Origin of the sequence: Shinella sp. JR1-6, assembly GCF_004284735.1 — a bacterium.
GTDB lineage: Bacteria > Pseudomonadota > Alphaproteobacteria > Rhizobiales > Rhizobiaceae > Shinella.
This window is the reverse complement of the sequence record NZ_SHMI01000032.1, coordinates 18,384-34,826: the sequence shown is the minus strand read 5'-3', so window position 1 is coordinate 34,826 and position 16,443 is coordinate 18,384. Positions and strand designations below refer to the sequence as shown.

General features: G+C 65.9%; 16 protein-coding genes. 7 read left to right on the top strand and 9 right to left on the bottom strand.

What is annotated here, in order from left to right; genetic code table 11:
- Positions 1–11: 11 nt before the first annotated feature.
- From EXZ48_RS30040 to EXZ48_RS30030, 3 genes are read right to left on the bottom strand one after another with little or no spacing between them, the layout of a single operon-like run.
- Positions 12–1,091, bottom strand: coding sequence for an ABC transporter substrate-binding protein (locus EXZ48_RS30040; RefSeq protein WP_130520604.1), 1,080 nt, complete (start codon positions 1,089–1,091; stop codon positions 12–14).
- Positions 1,088–2,476: a sensor histidine kinase gene (locus EXZ48_RS30035; protein ID WP_130520603.1), complete on the bottom strand. Its 1,389-nt coding sequence runs from the start codon at positions 2,474–2,476 to the stop codon at positions 1,088–1,090. Before EXZ48_RS30035 ends, EXZ48_RS30040 begins: the two co-directional genes overlap by 4 nt.
- Entirely contained in the window at positions 2,473–3,144 is a 672-nt protein-coding gene (locus tag EXZ48_RS30030; protein WP_023513558.1) for a response regulator transcription factor, read from the bottom strand. Before EXZ48_RS30030 ends, EXZ48_RS30035 begins: the two co-directional genes overlap by 4 nt.
- 227 nt (positions 3,145–3,371) lie before the next feature.
- On the opposite strand from EXZ48_RS30030, the gene EXZ48_RS30025 reads away from it, so the two are divergent.
- The 3 genes from EXZ48_RS30025 to EXZ48_RS30015 all read left to right on the top strand — a co-directional run bounded on the left by EXZ48_RS30025 (position 3,372) and on the right by EXZ48_RS30015 (position 6,437).
- Complete coding sequence (locus EXZ48_RS30025) at positions 3,372–4,346, top strand: tripartite tricarboxylate transporter substrate binding protein (RefSeq protein ID WP_130520601.1); 975 nt, start codon at positions 3,372–3,374, stop codon at positions 4,344–4,346.
- 89 nt (positions 4,347–4,435) lie between these two features.
- The gene (locus EXZ48_RS30020; protein WP_130520599.1) at positions 4,436–4,891 is read left to right on the top strand and encodes a tripartite tricarboxylate transporter TctB family protein; all 456 of its coding nucleotides are present in this window, start codon (positions 4,436–4,438) and stop codon (positions 4,889–4,891) included.
- A 31-nt stretch (positions 4,892–4,922) separates the two neighbouring features.
- Positions 4,923–6,437, top strand: a complete 1,515-nt coding sequence (locus EXZ48_RS30015; protein ID WP_023513561.1) for a tripartite tricarboxylate transporter permease — start codon at positions 4,923–4,925, stop codon at positions 6,435–6,437.
- Positions 6,438–6,483: 46 nt separating this feature from the next.
- On the opposite strand, the gene EXZ48_RS30010 is transcribed toward EXZ48_RS30015, so the two are convergent.
- On the bottom strand, positions 6,484–6,975 hold the full coding sequence (locus EXZ48_RS30010) for an Lrp/AsnC family transcriptional regulator (protein ID WP_050745770.1): 492 nt from the start codon (positions 6,973–6,975) through the stop codon (positions 6,484–6,486).
- Positions 6,976–7,105: 130 nt separating this feature from the next.
- On the opposite strand from EXZ48_RS30010, the gene EXZ48_RS30005 reads away from it, so the two are divergent.
- A complete protein-coding gene (locus tag EXZ48_RS30005; protein ID WP_130520597.1) occupies positions 7,106–7,522 on the top strand; it encodes a DUF2000 domain-containing protein in 417 nt (138 codons plus the stop codon).
- Here EXZ48_RS30005 and EXZ48_RS30000 read toward each other — a convergent pair.
- The gene (locus tag EXZ48_RS30000; RefSeq protein WP_130520595.1) at positions 7,485–8,138 is read right to left on the bottom strand and encodes a TetR/AcrR family transcriptional regulator; all 654 of its coding nucleotides are present in this window, start codon (positions 8,136–8,138) and stop codon (positions 7,485–7,487) included. The two genes, EXZ48_RS30005 and EXZ48_RS30000, sit on opposite strands and share 38 nt — an antisense overlap.
- 99 nt (positions 8,139–8,237) lie before the next feature.
- Here EXZ48_RS30000 and EXZ48_RS29995 point away from each other — a divergent pair, with 99 nt between their 5' ends.
- From EXZ48_RS29995 to EXZ48_RS29985, 3 genes are all read left to right on the top strand, one after another.
- On the top strand, positions 8,238–8,978 hold the full coding sequence (locus EXZ48_RS29995; RefSeq protein WP_130520593.1) for an SDR family NAD(P)-dependent oxidoreductase: 741 nt from the start codon (positions 8,238–8,240) through the stop codon (positions 8,976–8,978).
- 186 nt (positions 8,979–9,164) lie between these two features.
- On the top strand, positions 9,165–10,130 hold the full coding sequence (locus EXZ48_RS29990) for a sugar-binding transcriptional regulator (RefSeq protein ID WP_130520591.1): 966 nt from the start codon (positions 9,165–9,167) through the stop codon (positions 10,128–10,130).
- A 58-nt stretch (positions 10,131–10,188) separates the two neighbouring features.
- Complete coding sequence (locus EXZ48_RS29985; RefSeq protein ID WP_130520589.1) at positions 10,189–12,243, top strand: bifunctional aldolase/short-chain dehydrogenase; 2,055 nt, start codon at positions 10,189–10,191, stop codon at positions 12,241–12,243.
- A gap of 52 nt (positions 12,244–12,295) precedes the next feature.
- On the opposite strand, the gene EXZ48_RS29980 is transcribed toward EXZ48_RS29985, so the two are convergent.
- The 4 genes from EXZ48_RS29980 to EXZ48_RS29965 all read right to left on the bottom strand — a co-directional run bounded on the left by EXZ48_RS29980 (position 12,296) and on the right by EXZ48_RS29965 (position 16,370).
- Positions 12,296–12,607 carry a type II toxin-antitoxin system RelE/ParE family toxin gene (locus EXZ48_RS29980; RefSeq protein WP_130520587.1) on the bottom strand — a complete coding sequence of 104 codons (312 nt, stop codon included), beginning with the start codon at positions 12,605–12,607 and terminating at the stop codon, positions 12,296–12,298.
- A 112-nt stretch (positions 12,608–12,719) separates the two neighbouring features.
- Positions 12,720–13,763, bottom strand: coding sequence for a substrate-binding domain-containing protein (locus EXZ48_RS29975; protein WP_023513568.1), 1,044 nt, complete (start codon positions 13,761–13,763; stop codon positions 12,720–12,722).
- A 46-nt stretch (positions 13,764–13,809) separates the two neighbouring features.
- Positions 13,810–14,856 (bottom strand): ABC transporter permease, encoded by a 1,047-nt coding sequence (locus EXZ48_RS29970; protein WP_207900543.1) that lies wholly within the window; start codon positions 14,854–14,856, stop codon positions 13,810–13,812.
- Positions 14,856–16,370: a sugar ABC transporter ATP-binding protein gene (locus EXZ48_RS29965; protein WP_130520585.1), complete on the bottom strand. Its 1,515-nt coding sequence runs from the start codon at positions 16,368–16,370 to the stop codon at positions 14,856–14,858. Before EXZ48_RS29965 ends, EXZ48_RS29970 begins: the two co-directional genes overlap by 1 nt.
- Positions 16,371–16,443 lie beyond the last annotated feature (73 nt).

Here is a 16,443-nt window from a genome sequence, read left to right as displayed (position 1 = left end):
AGCGGCCCCGCTCAGGGCTGCTTGCCCTCCATGACGGTGATCCACTCCTCGGTGAAGCGCTTGTGCTGGGCCTGGTCCTGCGCAGCAAGCAGCGCCGGGCCGATGCGGATCGGCCGGCCGATACCGGTATCGATGAGCGAGGTCGGACCGTCCACTCCGTAGGGCAGCCGCCCGTTGGCACTGAAATAGAACGAGGCCTGGCGCGCCTTCTTCTGCCCGCGCTCGGACAGGAGATAATCGAGGAAGGCGCCGGCAAGGCTCTTCTGCCGGGAGGTCGCCGGGATCAGAGCGCCGCGGGAGAGGATGAGCGTGTAGTCCCGCGGCAGGACGAGGCGCAGGTGCGGTTCGCGCAGATGCGCGGCATAGGCATAGGAACCGAGCACGTTGTAGGCGATCGCGATGTTGCCGCGGCGCAACTCGTCCAGCACCTCGTTGTTGCAGCAGCGCGTGACCGTCTCCGCCCGGCCGAAGCTCTCCAGCAGGCGACCATAGGTGGTGGGCGCGACGCGAGAGTCATTATAGGCGAGCAGGTAGCCGATGCCGGAGGCGCGCACATCGTAGGTGCCGACCCGGCCGCGATAGGTTTCGAACTTCTGCCGCAGCAGTTCGGCGAGCTCGTGGTGGCTGCGCGGCACGTCCTCCGGCGGCACCTGCCGCTCGTCGTAGACCATCACGGCCGGTTCGAAGCTGAAGCCGTAGACCTCCTCACGCCAGTTGGCCCAGGACGGCACCGTCTCTCCGGTGCGATGCGCCACCGCGCAGCCGTCATTGGCAAGCCGCACGAGCTGATCCACCGAGGAGGACAGGAGAAGATCGGCGGCATGCTCGCCGCTCGCGCAGGACGCTTTCGCCTCGCGGAAAAGCGCGTTGGTGAGATAGTCGACATATTCCAGCGTCACCTCCGGACGAAGCGCCCGGAAATCCTCGAGCAGCGGCCGCATCGCCTCGATGTCCGTCGCGCCGTGGATGACGAGGCGCGCCTTTTCCGTCGCGGCGGGAAAGACCTGCCGGTCGCCCTCCACCGCGACGGCGGCCCGCGGCAGGAGGAGCGGCAGCGCGAGAAGCGTGCAGGCAAGCGCTCTGCGGATCATGCCCTGACCTCCTGATGAAGCGGCAATTCGATGATGGTCGTGAACCCGCACCCCTCAGCCGCCGCGTGGAAGCGCAGATGGCCGCCGAGCAGGTTCGCCACTTCCGCGGCGATGGCGAAGCCGAGGCCGGAGACATGGCGTTCCGAACGGGAAGAGGCAAAGCGCGTGATGACCTCCGGCCATCGTTCCGGCGGGATGCCGGGCCCGTCGTCCTCGACGGCGAACAGCGCCGTCTCCCCCGTCACCGAGACGCGCACGTCGAGCTTGGCGACGGCGCCGTGGCGCAGCGCATTGTCGATGACGTTGACCATGGCCTCGCGCAGGCTGAGCGCATCGCCCAGCACGATGACCGGCGCGTCCGGCGCCTCGAAGGCGGCGACGATATCGGGATCGAGGCTGAGCGGCACGGCACGCTTGAAGGCACGGCGCGCCACATCCCTGATATCGATCGGCACGAGCTTTTCCGAATCGAAGCGGTGGATGACCATGGCGTGGCCGAGCAGCTGGTTTGTGAGATGCGACAGCTCCTCCACCCGTGCCCGCACCCGCGCCAGATGGTGGCGCCCTTCGTTCGAAAGCCCCTTTTCATCGACGAGGCTGAGCTGGGCGAGCAGTGCCGTCAGCGGCGTGCGAATCTGGTGCGCGCTATCGCCGATGAAGCGATGGAGCAGGCGCATGCGCTCGTCCAGCCGCCGCATGAAATAATTGATGGAACCGACGAAGGGCGACAGTTCACGCGGCACCTCGACAGCCAGCGGCGTCAGGTCCTGCGGCTCGCGATCGTGCAGCACGCGCGACAGGTCGACGACCGGCCGGAGCGAGAGCCGAAGGGCCAGCGCCGTTGCGAAAAGCGTGGCGCAGGCCATGACCGCGACGAGTATGACCGCCCGCGCCATCAGCTCCGAGGCAAGCGCCGTGCGCGCCTCGGTCGTCTGCGCGAGGATGATATAAACCCAGCCGCTCAGCGTGGGGTCGGAGACGGCGCGGGCGCCGATCGTCATGCGCACGTCCGTATTGCCGTAGCGTGTCGAGACGAAGACGGGCGCCCGCCGGCTTTCGGCAAGATCTATCGGCGGTTGCAGATCCTCGTAACCGGTCAACGTCTTTCCGTCCGTTCCGACGACGCGGTAGAAGATGCGGTCGCGGGTGGCGAGCCCCAGCAGTTCGAAGGCGGAAGACGGCATGTTGATCTCCAGCGCGCCGTCTTCCACCACCATGTTTTCGGCGATCTGGAAGGCGGCGCCCTGCAGCAGGCGGTCGAACGCCTCGTCCGCCGCGGCCGCCGCGTAGAACCAGGCCGCCGTGACGATGCCGGCGGCACCGAGGAAGAGCACCAGCGCCACGCGCAGCAGCAGGCGTGAGAAGAGCGAGGTTTCCGTCTTCATGGGCCGGCCACCAGCTTGTAACCGAGGCCCCGGACGGTGACGATGACGCTCTCCGCCCCTTCCAGTTTCTTGCGCAGCCTTGCAACGTAGAGTTCTATCGCGTTCTGGTCCGGTGCCTCGTCGAAACCGAACAGGTGGTCGAGCAGTTCCTGCTTGCTGAAGATGCGGCCCGGGCGTGAGGCGAGGATCTCCAGAAGGCTCATCTCGCGGCGCTTAAGCTGGATCTCGCGGTTGCCGATGCGCACGTTGCGGTTCGTCCGGTCGAGCGCCACGTCGCCGCAGGTGATGATGTTGGTCGGCTCGCCGCCGGAGCGCCGACGCATCAGCACGCGGGCCCGCGCCTCCAGTTCGCGGAAATCGAAGGGTTTAACGAGGTAGTCGTCCGCGCCGAGATCGAGCGCGCTCACCCGGTCGTCGATTTCCGAACGGGCGGTGAGCACGAGCACCGGCACCGGATTTTTCTGCAGGCGCAGGCGGCGCAGGATCTCGAACCCGTCGAGGCCCGGCAGCATCACGTCCAAGATCACCAGATCGTAGGGCGTGAAATCGAGAATCTCCGAGGCTGCCAGCCCGTCGACCTGCCAGTCGACGCTGTGCCCGATCTGTTCGAAGCGACGGCTGATCGCTTCGCCGACATCGTCGGTGTCTTCCACGAGGAGGATACGCATACGCGTGAGCGTGGCACGCTGAAGGGGGCGCAATCAAGCCGGGCGAGACATGACAGCGTTGTGACAGGAAAGCGGCGTAGGAAGGATCGCCAGCCGACGGGAGAGACTGTGTCGGCTGCCCGGAGGAGAGTTCTCGTATCGACCGACGCCGCGCCGCGACCACCGCGAGCGCGCACCCGTTCGTGCGCCCATCGCCTCCCCGGAAACCACAACGGGAGAAGCAGACCATGATCCGATCCATCTCGAAACTCCTTGCCGGCGCCACGCTGGCAAGCCTTGCCGCCATGGCGCCGGCCCTCGCCGAACCCGCCAAGCCGGAATGCCTTGCCGGCGCCAAGCCGGGCGGCGGTTTCGACCTCACCTGCCGGCTGGCCGCCAATGCCCTGCTGGAATCCAAGCAGATCTCGACCCCGATGACGGTGACCTACATGGAGGGCGGCGTCGGTGCGGTCGCCTACAACCACGTCGTCGGCAAGCGCGGCAAGGACGGCAACCTCATCTCCGCCGCCTCTTCCGGCTCGGCGCTCCTGATCGCCCAGGGCAAGTTCGGCCAGCCGGATGAAACCGCGGTGCGCTGGCTCGGTGCGCTCGGTGCGGACTACGGCGTGATCGTCGTTGCCGCCGATTCGCCGCACAAGACGCTGAAGGAACTCGTCGCCGCCTACAAGGCGGACCCGGCCGGCTTTGCCGTGGCCGGTGGCGGCGCCGTCGGTTCGCAGGACTGGATGAAGGGTTCGCTCATCGCCAAGGCGGCCAAGCAGGATCCGAAGACCATGCGCTACGTGGCGCTGGAAGGCGGCGGCGCCGTGCTGACGGCGCTGGAAGGCGGCCATGTGAAGGTCGGCTCGGGCGATGCGGCCGAGATGGTCAAGCATCACGTCGCCGGCAAGGTGCGCATCCTCGCCGTCATGGCGCCGGAACGCCTGCCGGGCGAACTTGCCGGCGTGCCGACCGCCCGCGAACAGGGCTTCGAGATCGATTGGCCGGTCTGGCGCGGCTACTATGTCGGCAAGGATGTTTCCGATGCCGACTACGACTGGTGGGTAAAATCCTTCGAGGCGATGGCCAAGACGCCGGAATTCGCCAAGGAGCGCGATGCCCGCGGCCTCTTCGAGTTCACCCTGATCGGCAGCGCCTTCGATGCCCGCGTCAAGCAGGATGTGGAGCGCTTCAAGGTGCTCGCCAAGGAAGCCGGCATGTAAGGCGGCGCGGCCGTCCCCGTCCGCATCCTCGCGGCGGGGGCGGCTTGCCCCGGACCCGGGCACCCCTTCAGAAAACACGGGAGACCACCATGTCCAACACGGTCGAAAACCGGCGCGTGAGCCGCATCGCGGCGCTCATCCTTCTCGGCATCGCCATCGCCTATGGCGTCGGAGGCGCAACCATCGAATACGCCTTCTCGTCGGATCCGCTGGGGCCGCGTGCGGTTCCGGTCATGCTGGCGGCGCTGCTGGCGGGGCTGAGCCTCCTCTATCTCGTCTGGCCGGGCACCGTGGAGGCGATCCCGGCGGGGCCGGCGCTGCTGCGCGTGCTTGCCATCCCGGCCATCCTCGCGCTCTCGGTCGCGCTGTTCGAATCGCTCGGCTTTGCCGGCTCGACCTTCGTCCTGACCTTCGGCGCGGCGCTCGTCTTCGGCGCACCGCTCAAGCACGCCCTTATCGGCGGTGTCCTCCAGACGCTGCTGTGGTGGACGGTCTTCGCCTATGTGCTCCAGGTCTATCTGCCGACCGGCTCCCTCTTCGGCTGATCGACCGGCCGCGAACTGAAAGGTCATTTTCATGAACCTCGACTATCTCTGGCAGGGTTTCGGCGTCGCCTTGACGTACCAGAACCTCTTGATCGGCTTCATCGGCTGCTTCATCGGCACGCTGGTCGGTGCACTTCCCGCCATCGGCCCGATCAACGGCATCGCCCTTCTCATGCCCATCGCCTACACGATGGGGCTGCCCGCCGAGAGCACGATGATCCTGCTCGCCGCCGTCTATTGCGGGGCGGAATATGGCGGGCGCATCTCCTCGATCCTGCTCAACGTGCCGGGCGATGCCGGCGCCGTCATGACCGCGATGGACGGCTATCCGATGGCCAAGCAGGGCCGCGCCGGCGAGGCGCTTGCCCTTTCCGGCATCGCCTCCTTCGTCGGCGGCATCCTCGGCGTCATCGGCCTTGCCTTCTTCGCGCCGCTACTGTCCGGCCTTGCCATCGGCTTCGGCCCGGCGGAGTACTTCGTGCTGATGATCTTCGCCTTCGCCACGCTCGGCTCCATGGTCGGCAGCCAACCGGTGAAGACGCTGATCGGCTGCACGCTGGGCCTGATGCTGGCGACCGTCGGCCTCGACGCCACCTCGGGCGCCTACCGCTTCACCTTCAACGAGCCGGAACTCGGCGACGGCATCGAGTTCGTCGTGCTCGTCATCGGCCTGTTCTCCGTGTCCGAGGCGATGCTGATCCTCGAGCATCAGGGCCGCGGCGTCACGGTGGTGCGCGAACTCGGCCGCATGACGGCCCGCATGAGCGACGTGGTGAAGAGCATGGGCGCGACCCTGCGCGGCTCGCTTATCGGCTTCATCGTCGGCGTGCTTCCGGGCACCGGGGCCTCGGTCTCCAGCGCCGTCTCCTACACGACGGAAAAGCGCATCTCCGACCGCGAGGGTACCTTCGGCAAGGGCGACGTGCGGGGCCTCGCCTCGCCGGAGGCCGCCAACAACGCGACCGCGGCGGGCGCCTTCGTGCCCATGCTGACGCTCGGCGTGCCCGGCTCGGGAACGACCGCCGTCATGCTCGGCGCACTGATGCTCTACAACATCCAGCCGGGCCCGATGCTGCTCGTCGAGCGGCCGGAAGTGGTCGGTGGCCTCATCGCCTCGCTCTTCGTCGGCAACTTCATCCTGCTCGCGCTCAACCTGCCGCTGGTCAACATCTTCGCCCGCGTTCTGACCGTGCCGAACTGGCTGCTGGTGCCCGGCATCCTCGTGCTGTCCGTCATCGGCGTCTATTCCACCCATGCCTCGGTCTTCTCGATCTTCCTGATGCTGGGCATCGGTTTTGCCGGCTGGATGCTGCGCAAGGCAGGCTTCGACATGGCGCCGATCATCCTCGGCTTCGTGCTCGGCAATGTGATGGAGGTGAACCTGCGCAATGCGCTGGCGATCAGCGGCGGTGATCCTTCGATCCTGTTCCAGAGCACGATCTCGATCACGCTCTGGATCATGGCCGCCGCCGTCGCGATCCTTCCGCTCCTCCTCTCGCGCCGCCAGAAGGCCCTGCTCTTCAAGCAGGCCGAAGGCGAAGGCTGACGCATGCCCGGACCGGGGCACGGGACCACCCGCGCCCCGGCAACGCCTACCGGCCGCGGCGCCCGCCCTCGGCAGGTAGCGGCAGGCCACTGAACGGCTTGATTTCCTTGAGGACGAACGTGGTCTGCATTTCCTTGATGCCCGGCAGCCGCCGAACGACACTCATGGCGAAGTCCGAATAGGTGTCGAGATCCTGCGAGACGACCTGCAGCAGGAAATCCGCATCACCCGCAATGCTGTAGCAGGCGACGACGCAATCGAGCTTCATCACCTCGCTGGCGAAGGCCTCCGCCTCCGCCTCGGTATGGCTGTCGATCTTGACGCGGATAAAGGCGAGGACCCCGAGGCCGATCTCCCGCCGCCCCAGCACCGCCATATAGCGCTGGATCACCCCTTCGTCCTCCAGTTGCCGGACACGCCGCCAGCACGGCGAGGCGGACATGCCCACCGCACCCGAAAGCGCCTGGTTGCTCAAGCGCCCGTCCTCCTGAAGCGCTTTGAGGATCTTCACATCCGATGCGGCGAGCGTTTCCGGCATATCCTGCCTCCTTGTTTGCTTTATAAGGCAGATTCTACCGCAATTTCGATTTCCTCAGCAATATCAGAAAGAACCTGCCCGCCCGCCCCCTGTAGTCTCGCCGGCACTGCAACAGAGGAGAAAAGCCGCCATGCTCGAAGACGTCCGTCTCGCCATCATCGTCAATCCCGACCTGCCGCCGGGCCATCTCGCCAACACGATCGCGGCCGTCTCGATCGGCATGGGGGCGGCGATGCCGGCGCTCGGGGGCCGCCGGCTCACGGACCGGCAAGAGGCGACGATCGACATCAGCTCCAACATGCCCGTACCGGTGCTTCAGGCGGACAGCCGGACGATCGGCACGCTTTTGGCCAAGACACTGCCACGGCAGGCAGGCCGCGTCATCGTCGCCTTCCCGTCCTTTGCGCGCGCGCTGCACAGCTATGCCGACTACGAGGCGACCTTCCCCGAGCGCGACCTTGGCGAGGAGACCATCGACGGGCTGGGGCTCGTCGGCGAAAGCCGGTGGATCAAGTCCCTGACGGGTTCCCTGAAGCTGCTTCGCTGACGGCTGCGCCACCGGCGGAGGCGAGATTCTCCCAGCCCGCCATGGCGCAATCGGCAATGGCCAGCAGCGTCTCGCGGGATACGCCATCCCGCGCCTGGATGGAGAGGCCGTGCTGCACGGTGACCATGTAGGCCGTGATGGCCTCGACATCGGCGGTTGCGGGAAGATCGCCCTCTGCGACCGCCCGTCTCAAGCGCTCCCGCAGCACGGCCGTGGTTGCTGCACGGCGGTGTTTCAGCGTGTCGCATATGGAGGGGCTGGCCCCGTCCATCTGCGGCGCGGACAATACGACCATGCAGCCGCGGCGCTTGTCATCGCTCGCGAAGGCCTCCGCCGTGGCGCGCAGCAGATGCGCACAGGCCGCACGCGCGGTCGGTGCGACGGGCACGCCTTCCCAGATCTCGCTGCCCTCCGTTGTGGAGTAGAGCGCCAGCGCCTCCTGGAACAGTGCTTCCTTGCTGGTGAACGCCGCATAGAGGCTGGGCGAATTGATGCCCATCGCCTCGGTCAGGTCGGCCAGCGAGGTGCGCTCGTAGCCCTTCGCCCAGAACACCTCCATGGCCCTGCGCAGGGCCGCATCCCTGTCGAAAGCCCGGGGTCGGCCACGCAACGCCATTCTCATCTCCTTTTTGTGTCGATCGATAAATAAATCACTTGACGGGCTTCGGCAAGATGATCCAGTAATTATGTATCGATCAACACAGAAAGGTAGGACATGGCAAATCTCGACGGAAAAATCGCTCTCGTTACCGGCGGCAGCAGAGGAATGGGGGCATCGATCGCGCGGCAGCTGGCGCGGGAGGGCGCACGCGTCACCTTCACCTATGCCAGCGCGGAGGCCGCAGCCGCGGCCACCGTCGCGGCCATCGAGGCCGCGGGCGGCAAGGCCGTCGCCATCAGGGCGGACAACAGGGACGCTGCAGCCGTCGCGGCAGCCGTCGATGCAACGGCGAAGGCCGAGGGGCACATCGACATCCTCGTCAACAATGCCGGCATCTTCCAGGCCGCCTCCCTCTCCGATCTGACGCTGGAGGATTTCGACCGCACGATCGACATCAACGTGCGCGCCGTCTTTGTCGCCACCCGGCAGGCCATCGCCCACATGCCCGATGGCGGCCGGATCATCACCATCGGCAGCAACCTGGCACAGCGCGTGCCGTGGCCGGGCATCAGCCTCTATGCGCTGAGCAAAGCCGCGCTGTCGGGGTTCACCCGCGGCATCGCGCGCGATCTCGGGCCGCGAGGGATCACCGCCAACATCATTCATCCGGGCTCCACCGACACGGACATGAACCCCGCAACGGGCGAGACCGCGGATATCCAGCGCGCGGCGATGGCAATCCCGCGCTATGGCAGCCCGGACGACATTGCGGCATTCGTCGCCTGGCTGGCAGGTCCTCAGGCCCGTTCCGTGACCGGCGCCGAACACATCATCGACGGCGGCACCAACGCATAAGGGGGCCTGCCCCTCTCGCAAACGACCGGAACAGCGGAAGCGCCCTGCGCCCTTCCGCTGTTTCTGTGTGACGGAGGCCGACCCGCTGCCAAGCCTCCACGCATCACGCAGGCAGCATCGCTCCAGCGCATTGACTTTTGTCAGCGACAATGAATAATGTCAAAAGCCCTTCGCGAGAGACCCGCAATGCCCATCCGCGCCAACGACCAGATCATCCACAAGGCCGCCTGGCTCTATTATACGCATGGGCTGCGGCAGGATGAAGTGGCACAGAAGCTGGAAATCTCCCGCGCCTCCATCGCCATGTATCTGCGCAAGGCGCGCGAGATGGGCATCGTCACCATCGCCACCTCGACGGAGCTGTTTTCCGACGACGTCCTCGCCCGCGAGCTGGAGGATGCGACGGGGCTGACGACGGCGTGGCTGGTGCCGGAAGACCGGCAGGCCATGGATCCGGCCGCCGAAATGCCCGTCGTCGCCGCCTCGGTCTTCCTCGAGCTCATCAACAAGGGCGACCGGATCGGCGTCGCCTGGGGCCGTACCGTCTATCACATCGCCGATGTCATGCCCTTCGCCGATCTCAGCGGCGTCACCGTGGTGCAACTCTGCGGCAATCTCGGCGCGCCCTACTCCTATCGCCCGGACCAGTGCACCACGGAAATCGCCCGCCGCCTCAATGCGGAGGGCATTAATTTCTATGCGCCGCTCGTACTGTCCTCCGAGCGGCTGGCCGAGGAGCTGCGCGGCGAACCCGTCATCCGGGAGCAGCTCGCGACGATTTCCGACTGCCAGCTCGCGCTCTACTCCGTCGGCGGCATCGAGGATGACAGCCATCTCGTCAAATGCGGCGCGCTCTCGGCCGCCGACATGCATGCGATGGGCGAGCGGGGTGCCGTCGGCGTCATCGCCGGACAACTCATCGACGGCGACGGCCAGTGGATGGACTGCGAACACAACCGGCGCTGCATCTCCGCCGACCTCGCTTCCATCCGCGCGATCCGCAAGCGCATGCTCGTCGTGCAGGAGGACAGCAAATTCGAACCGCTGATGGCGGCGCTGAAGGGCGGCTTCGCTTCGCATCTCATCGTCACCGCATCGATGGCGCAGCGGGTGCTGGATCGCTGGAACCGCGAAGGGCTCGGCAAGGCTTGAGCCAAAAGTTTTGGTCCGCCGATGCCGGCCGGGCCGGTTTATCGGGAGGCTGAACACGATGGAAAATCTCTGGCGCGACGACGAGGCGGAACGGACCGTCGCCGGCTATGCAGCCAAAGGCATCAACCGGGACCTAGCACTGCGCACCTACACGACGCGGCTGCTCGGCGGCGAGCCGCGGCTCGTGCTGCATGGCGGCGGCAACACATCCGTAAAGACGGAGATGACGGACCTCGTCGGCGACATCCATGCCGTGCTCTGTGTCAAGGGCAGCGGCTGGGACATGGGCACGATCGAGCCGCCGGGCCTGCCCGCCGTGAAGATCACTCCGCTCCTGAAAAGCCGCAAGCTCGCCAAACTCTCGGACGAGGACATGGTGACGCTGCTGCGTGCCAATCTCATCGATCCCGCCGCGCCGAACCCCTCGGTGGAGGCGCTGCTGCATGCCTTCCTGCCGCACAAATTCGTCGACCACACCCATTCGACCGCCATTCTCGCCATCGCCGACCAGGCGGAAAGCGCGAAAATGTGCGCCGCGCTTTTCGGGAAGAAGATGGGCTTTGTGCCCTATATCATGCCCGGTTTCGCGCTCGCCAAGGCGGCCGCCGACGTATTCGACCGCGACCCGACGGTCGAGGGCCTGATCCTCGACAAGCACGGCATTTTCACTTTCGGCGAGACGGCGAAGGAAGCCTATGACCGGATGATCCACTACGTCACGCTGGCAGAGGACCATGTGAAGCGGAACGGCCGCAACCCATTCACACCAGCCGCCCTGCCCGCTACCCTCGCCGACCCCAATGACATCGCGCCGATGCTGCGTGGCGCCGTCGCCGTCGACAGGGGCGAAGGCCGCTACGACCGCATGGTCAGCGTCTTCCGCGCCTCCCCCGCCATCCTCGATTTCGTCAACGCGACGCAAGTTGCGGACATGGCCGCCCGCGGCGTGTCGACGCCCGACCTTTCGATCCGCATCAAGACGGGCCCGATGGTGCTGCCGGCCCCGGCGAAGGACGATCTTGCCGGCTATCGCGCCGTGATCGACGAACGGGTCGCCGCCTTTGCAGCCGACTATACCGAGTATTTCCGCAGCAACGACGCCCGCGACGACGTCAAGCGCATCATGCTTGATCCAATGCCGCGCCTGACGCTGGTGCCGGGCCTTGGCCTGTTCGGCCATGGCCGCACCTACAAGGATGCGACGATCGCCGTCGATGTCGGCGAGATGTGGATCGAGGCCGCGCGCGACGCGGAAGCCGTTGGCCGCTTCGAGCCGGTGAGCCGACCGGACCTCTTCGACCTCGAATACTGGTCGCTGGAACAGGCAAAACTTGCCGGCGCCAAACCAAAACCCTTCACCGGCCAGGTCGTGCTCGTTACCGGCGGTGCGGGCGCCATCGGTGCTGCGATCGTCAAGGCCTTCGTGGCGGAGGGCGCGCATGCCGTCGTGCTCGACCTCGACGGCGAGAAGGCCGCCGCGGTGGCGAAGGCCGCGGGCAACGGTTCGATCGGCGTTTCTGCCGACATCACCAACCCTGCCTCCGTGCGCGCCGCCTTCGATCAGGCCGTCGCCACCTTCGGCGGCGTCGACATCGTCGTCTCCAATGCCGGCGCCGCCTGGGAGAGCCCGATCGCCACGATGGACGACGCGCTGCTGCGCAAGAGCTTCGAACTCAACTTCTTCGCCCACCAGAGCGTGGCGCAGAACGCCGTGCGCATCATGAAGGCACAGAAGACCGGCGGCGTGCTGTTGTTCAACGCCTCCAAGCAGGCGGTCAATCCGGGCGCGAAGTTCGGCGCCTACGGCCTGCCGAAGGCGGCAACGCTGTTCCTCTCGCGGCAATACGCATTGGAACACGGAGCCGACCACATCCGCGTCAACGCCGTCAACGCCGACCGCATCCGATCGGGCCTGCTCAACGACGAGATGATCGAGAACCGTGCCGCCGCCCGCGGCCTGTCCGTTAAGGATTACATGGGCGGCAACCTGCTCGGCCTCGAGGTGACCGCGGACGACGTCGCCCGCGCCTTCGTGCACCACGCCCTCGCCGAGCGCACGACCGCCGATGTCACCACCGTCGACGGCGGCAATATCGCCGCGGCGATGCGCTGAGTTATCGAGGAGAGAAGACGAAGGGCAGCGGCTTGCCGGCCGCCCCGAAACCCTACCGAAAAAGCCGGCGCTCCAGAAACGGCTGCATGCCCCGGCGGTCGCCGATGACACAATAGACGACGACGTCCGATCCCATAGTTCGGCAGATCATGCGCCAGGGTTTGTGATGGATCTCACGATACTCGCTGATCCCGATGGAAACCAACTCCTTCGGGATGTTCCCGCGCTCCGGGAATTCTTCGAGGCTCATTGCGGCCACCTCGATCTCGCCGAGGGTGCGCTCGGCGGTCTCTGCCCCGTCGCGACGGGCGATGAAGCGACAGAGGTCTTCGGTGTCCCGCTCGGCGTCTTCGGAAAGCTTCATCGCAGCGCCGCCTTCGGACCAAATAGGGTCCTTTAAAAGGTCCGATATAACGCCGCACAAACGGAAAGGGCGGCCGTTGCAGGCCGCCCTTCATCCATTCACATGCCAAAAATCAGGGCTTCGGCATCCACGCCGGCATGGCCACATCCGCGTGGGCGAACTGCGGCAGCTTCACACCCAGCTCTTCCATGTTCTTGATGTCCTGATCGTTGAGGTCCTTCTGGGTGATCAGCGTCGGCGGGACGATGACCTGCTTGCCCGGGTCTTCGCCGGCGAGCAGCATGGCCAGCGAGCGGACGGAGACCTGGCCGACCACCGCCGGGTTCGTCGCGGCCGTCGCGACCCAGGCAGAGCCGGATTCGCGCATGGCAGCGATGTCGGAGGTCGAGATGTCGGCGGAGTAGATCTTCACGCTGGAGGAGAGGCCCGCCTCGTCGACGGCGATCTTCACGCCCTTGGCGAATTCGTCATAGGGGGCGAACATCACGGTTATGTCGGGGTTGGCGGAGATGACAGAACGGGCCTGGTTGGCGACGGAATTGGCGATCGGGTTGTCCATCGTGCCGAACTGGGCGGCCTCGTTGATACCCGAATACTTCGCCTTGAATTCCTTCCAGGTCTCGTCGCGACGGTCGAGCGGCGCGATGCCGGCAACATAGACATAGCCGGCCTTGAAGCTCTCGCCGTTGTCCTTGATCGCCTGCTCGAGGGCAAGGCGGGCGAGGTCGCGGTCGGACTGTTCGATCTGCGGGATCTTCTCGTTCTCGACGTTGACGTCGAAGGCGACGACCTTGATGCCGGCATCGACCGCGCGCTGGGCGGCTTCCTTCATGGATTCGGTCAGGCCGTGCTGGATGATGATGCCCTGCACGCCGAGCGCGATCGCCTGGTCGACCATGTCGGCCTGGAGGGCGGCGTCCTGGCGGCTGTCGAAGACCTGCAGGTTGACGCCCAGCGCCTTGGCCTGCGCCTCCACGCCGGCAAGATAGGACTGGAAGAAGTCGCCGGTCGAAAGATAGCGCACCAGCGCGATCTTCACGTCGCCGGGCTTGTCGAAGGGCGCCGGCATATCGGCGGCAAAGGACGGCACAGCGAAAGCCGCCGCGCCCATCAGCCCGAGCGTTATCTTGCCCAGGGTTCTGCGAGTAAGGTTCATGTCAGTCTCCTCCACTGGTGAACTTTTGATTGTCTGTCAGGCGGTTTCAGCGTTTGCCTCTTTTCGAGAGCGCAAAGGTGAAGATCAGGGCGATGACGAGCACCGCGCCCTTGATGAAATCCTGCGTGTAATAGGGCGCGTTCATCATCGTCAGGCCCTGCAGCAGAATGCCGACAAAAAGCGCGCCGACGGCGGTACCGAAGGCGTTCGGCTTGGCGGCACCGAGCACGGCGAAGCCGATCAGCGCGGCGGCGACGGCGTCGAGCAAAAGGTTGTTGCCGGAGGCGATGTCGCCGCGCCCGAGCCGGGCGGCAAGCAAGATGCCACCGATCGAGGCGAAGACGCCCGAGATGATATAGGCCGAGATCTTGTAGGCATTGACCGGCGCACCGGCGAGGCTCGCCGCCCGCTCGTTGGAGCCGACGGCGTACATCATGCGGCCGAAGCGGGTGTATTCAAGGAAAAACCAGATGACGATGGCAAGCACAATCAGCACGACGACGGACACCGGCAAGAGATTGGGCAGGATGAAATCAAACCGGTGGCGGCCGAGCGCAAGGAAGGCCGGGCTGAAGGCGCCTGTCGCCGTCGAGCCATCCGGCAGCGTCATGCCGGTCGCGATGGAGCGTCCCTCTGTCGGGATGCGCTGGAGACCGAGCAGAAGGAACATCATGCCGAGCGTGGCGAGCAGATCCGGCACGCGCATGTAGACGATGATGATGCCGTTGACGAGGCCGACGAGAACGCCGACGGCAAGGCAGGCGAGCGTCGCCGTCAGCGCGTCGCCGCCCATCACCACCATGACATAGGAGGAGGCCATCATCGCCGTTGTCGCGACGGAGCCAATGGAAAGGTCGAAGCCGCCGACGACCAGCGTCGCGGTGACGCCGAGCGCGAGGATGCCTGTTATCGACACGGACTGCAGGATGAAGACGGCGCTCTGCGGCGAGGCGAAACCGCCCGTCACCAGCGAGAAATAGAGCACCATGCCAGCGAGCAGCACGAGGAAGCCGTATTTGATGGCGGCTTCCCTGAAATTCAGGGTCGCCGATGGAACGGCGCCGGTGGCGGATTTGCTCTCTTCACTCATCATCATGCATTGACCTGTTGATAGAATTGCCCGGCGATCTCGGAGAGCAGCCGCTCGACGTCGATGTCGGCGTTGCGGTGCTCGCCGACGATGGTCTGCTCCGACATCACGAGGATGCGGTCGGCGACCTCGAAGGCTTCGTCGAGTTCGGTCAGGAAGAGGATGGTGGAGCGGCCGGCGGCCGAGGCGCGCAGCTTCTCGCCGATATCGCGACGGGCGGCGATGTCGACGCCCTGGAACGGTTCGTCGAGGATGAGGAGGCGCGACGGCTCCGAGAGCCAGCGGCCGACCATGACCTTCTGCTGGTTGCCGCCCGACAGCGTCTGCATCTCGTCGCGCTCGCTGCGGCAGACGACGCCGAGCGCATCGATCTGCCGGCGCGCCTTCGCCTTTTCCGCCCGTCGGCTCGCGACGCCGAAGGCCGAGAGCCGGCGCAGGAACGGCAGGCTGATATTCTCGTAGATGTTGAAATCGGGCACGATACCGCTGATCGCGCGGTCCTTGGCGACAAGGAAGACGCCGCGGGCAATCGCCTGGCCCGTGCTTGTCGGTGCGTAGGACCGGCCATCGAGCGTCATTTCGCCCGCTGCCGGCGCGCGGGCGCCAAACAGCGTTTCGGCGAGTGCCGTCTTGCCGACACCGACAAGGCCGGTGACAGCGACGATCTCGCCGTCACCGAGCTCGAAATCGAACGGCCGCGCCTGCTCGGAAAGTTTCAGGCCCCGCACGCCAAAGACCGGAGCGCCCGCCTCGCGCACGGCGATCGCGCCGGCCGAGACCTTGCGCCCGAGCATGGCGTCGACCGCGCCCTCGTAATCGAGCTCCGGCCCTTCGAACCGGCCGGTGATACGGCCGTCGCGCAGCGAGAGGATGCTGTCGGCAAGGCGCCGGATATCCGACATGCGGTGCGAGATGTAGAGAATGGCGACGCCGCGTGTCTTCAGCCGGTCGACGAGGTCGAACAGGCGATCGGCCTCGGCACTGGAAAGCGAGGAGGTCGGTTCGTCGAGGATCAGCACCTTCGGCTCATGCGCCATGGCGCGCGCGATCGCCACCATCTGGCGGTCGGCGAGCGTCAGATCGTTGATATTGGCCGCAAGATCGATGGCAAGCCCCATGCGGGCAGCGACAGCCGCGGCCTCGCGGCGCACCCGGCGCGGATTGAAGAACAGTTTTGCGCCGCGCCCGTTCAACCGGTCGAGCGTGAGGTTCGTCGCGACGTCAAGATCGGCGACGACACCATCGTTGATGTTCTGGTGCACCGTGACGACGCCGGCGCGGATCGCCTCGGCGGGCGTCGCCGGTTCGAAGGGCTTGCCGGCAAGCGTGATCACTCCGTCGTCGCGCGTGTAGACGCCGGAAAGGATGCGCACGAGCGTGGATTTGCCGGCGCCGTTTGCGCCCATCAAAACCGTCACCGCGCCGGCCTTGAGGTCGAGGTCCACCCCCTGGAGCACCGTTACCGGCCCAAAGGATTTGCGCACGCCCCCAATGCGAAACACCGCCTGTTCGCTCATTCTCTCCTCCCAATGAAGGCAGGTTAGGATAGGCTCTCATCAAATGTCAAGGCTATTGACATTTGACAGAATG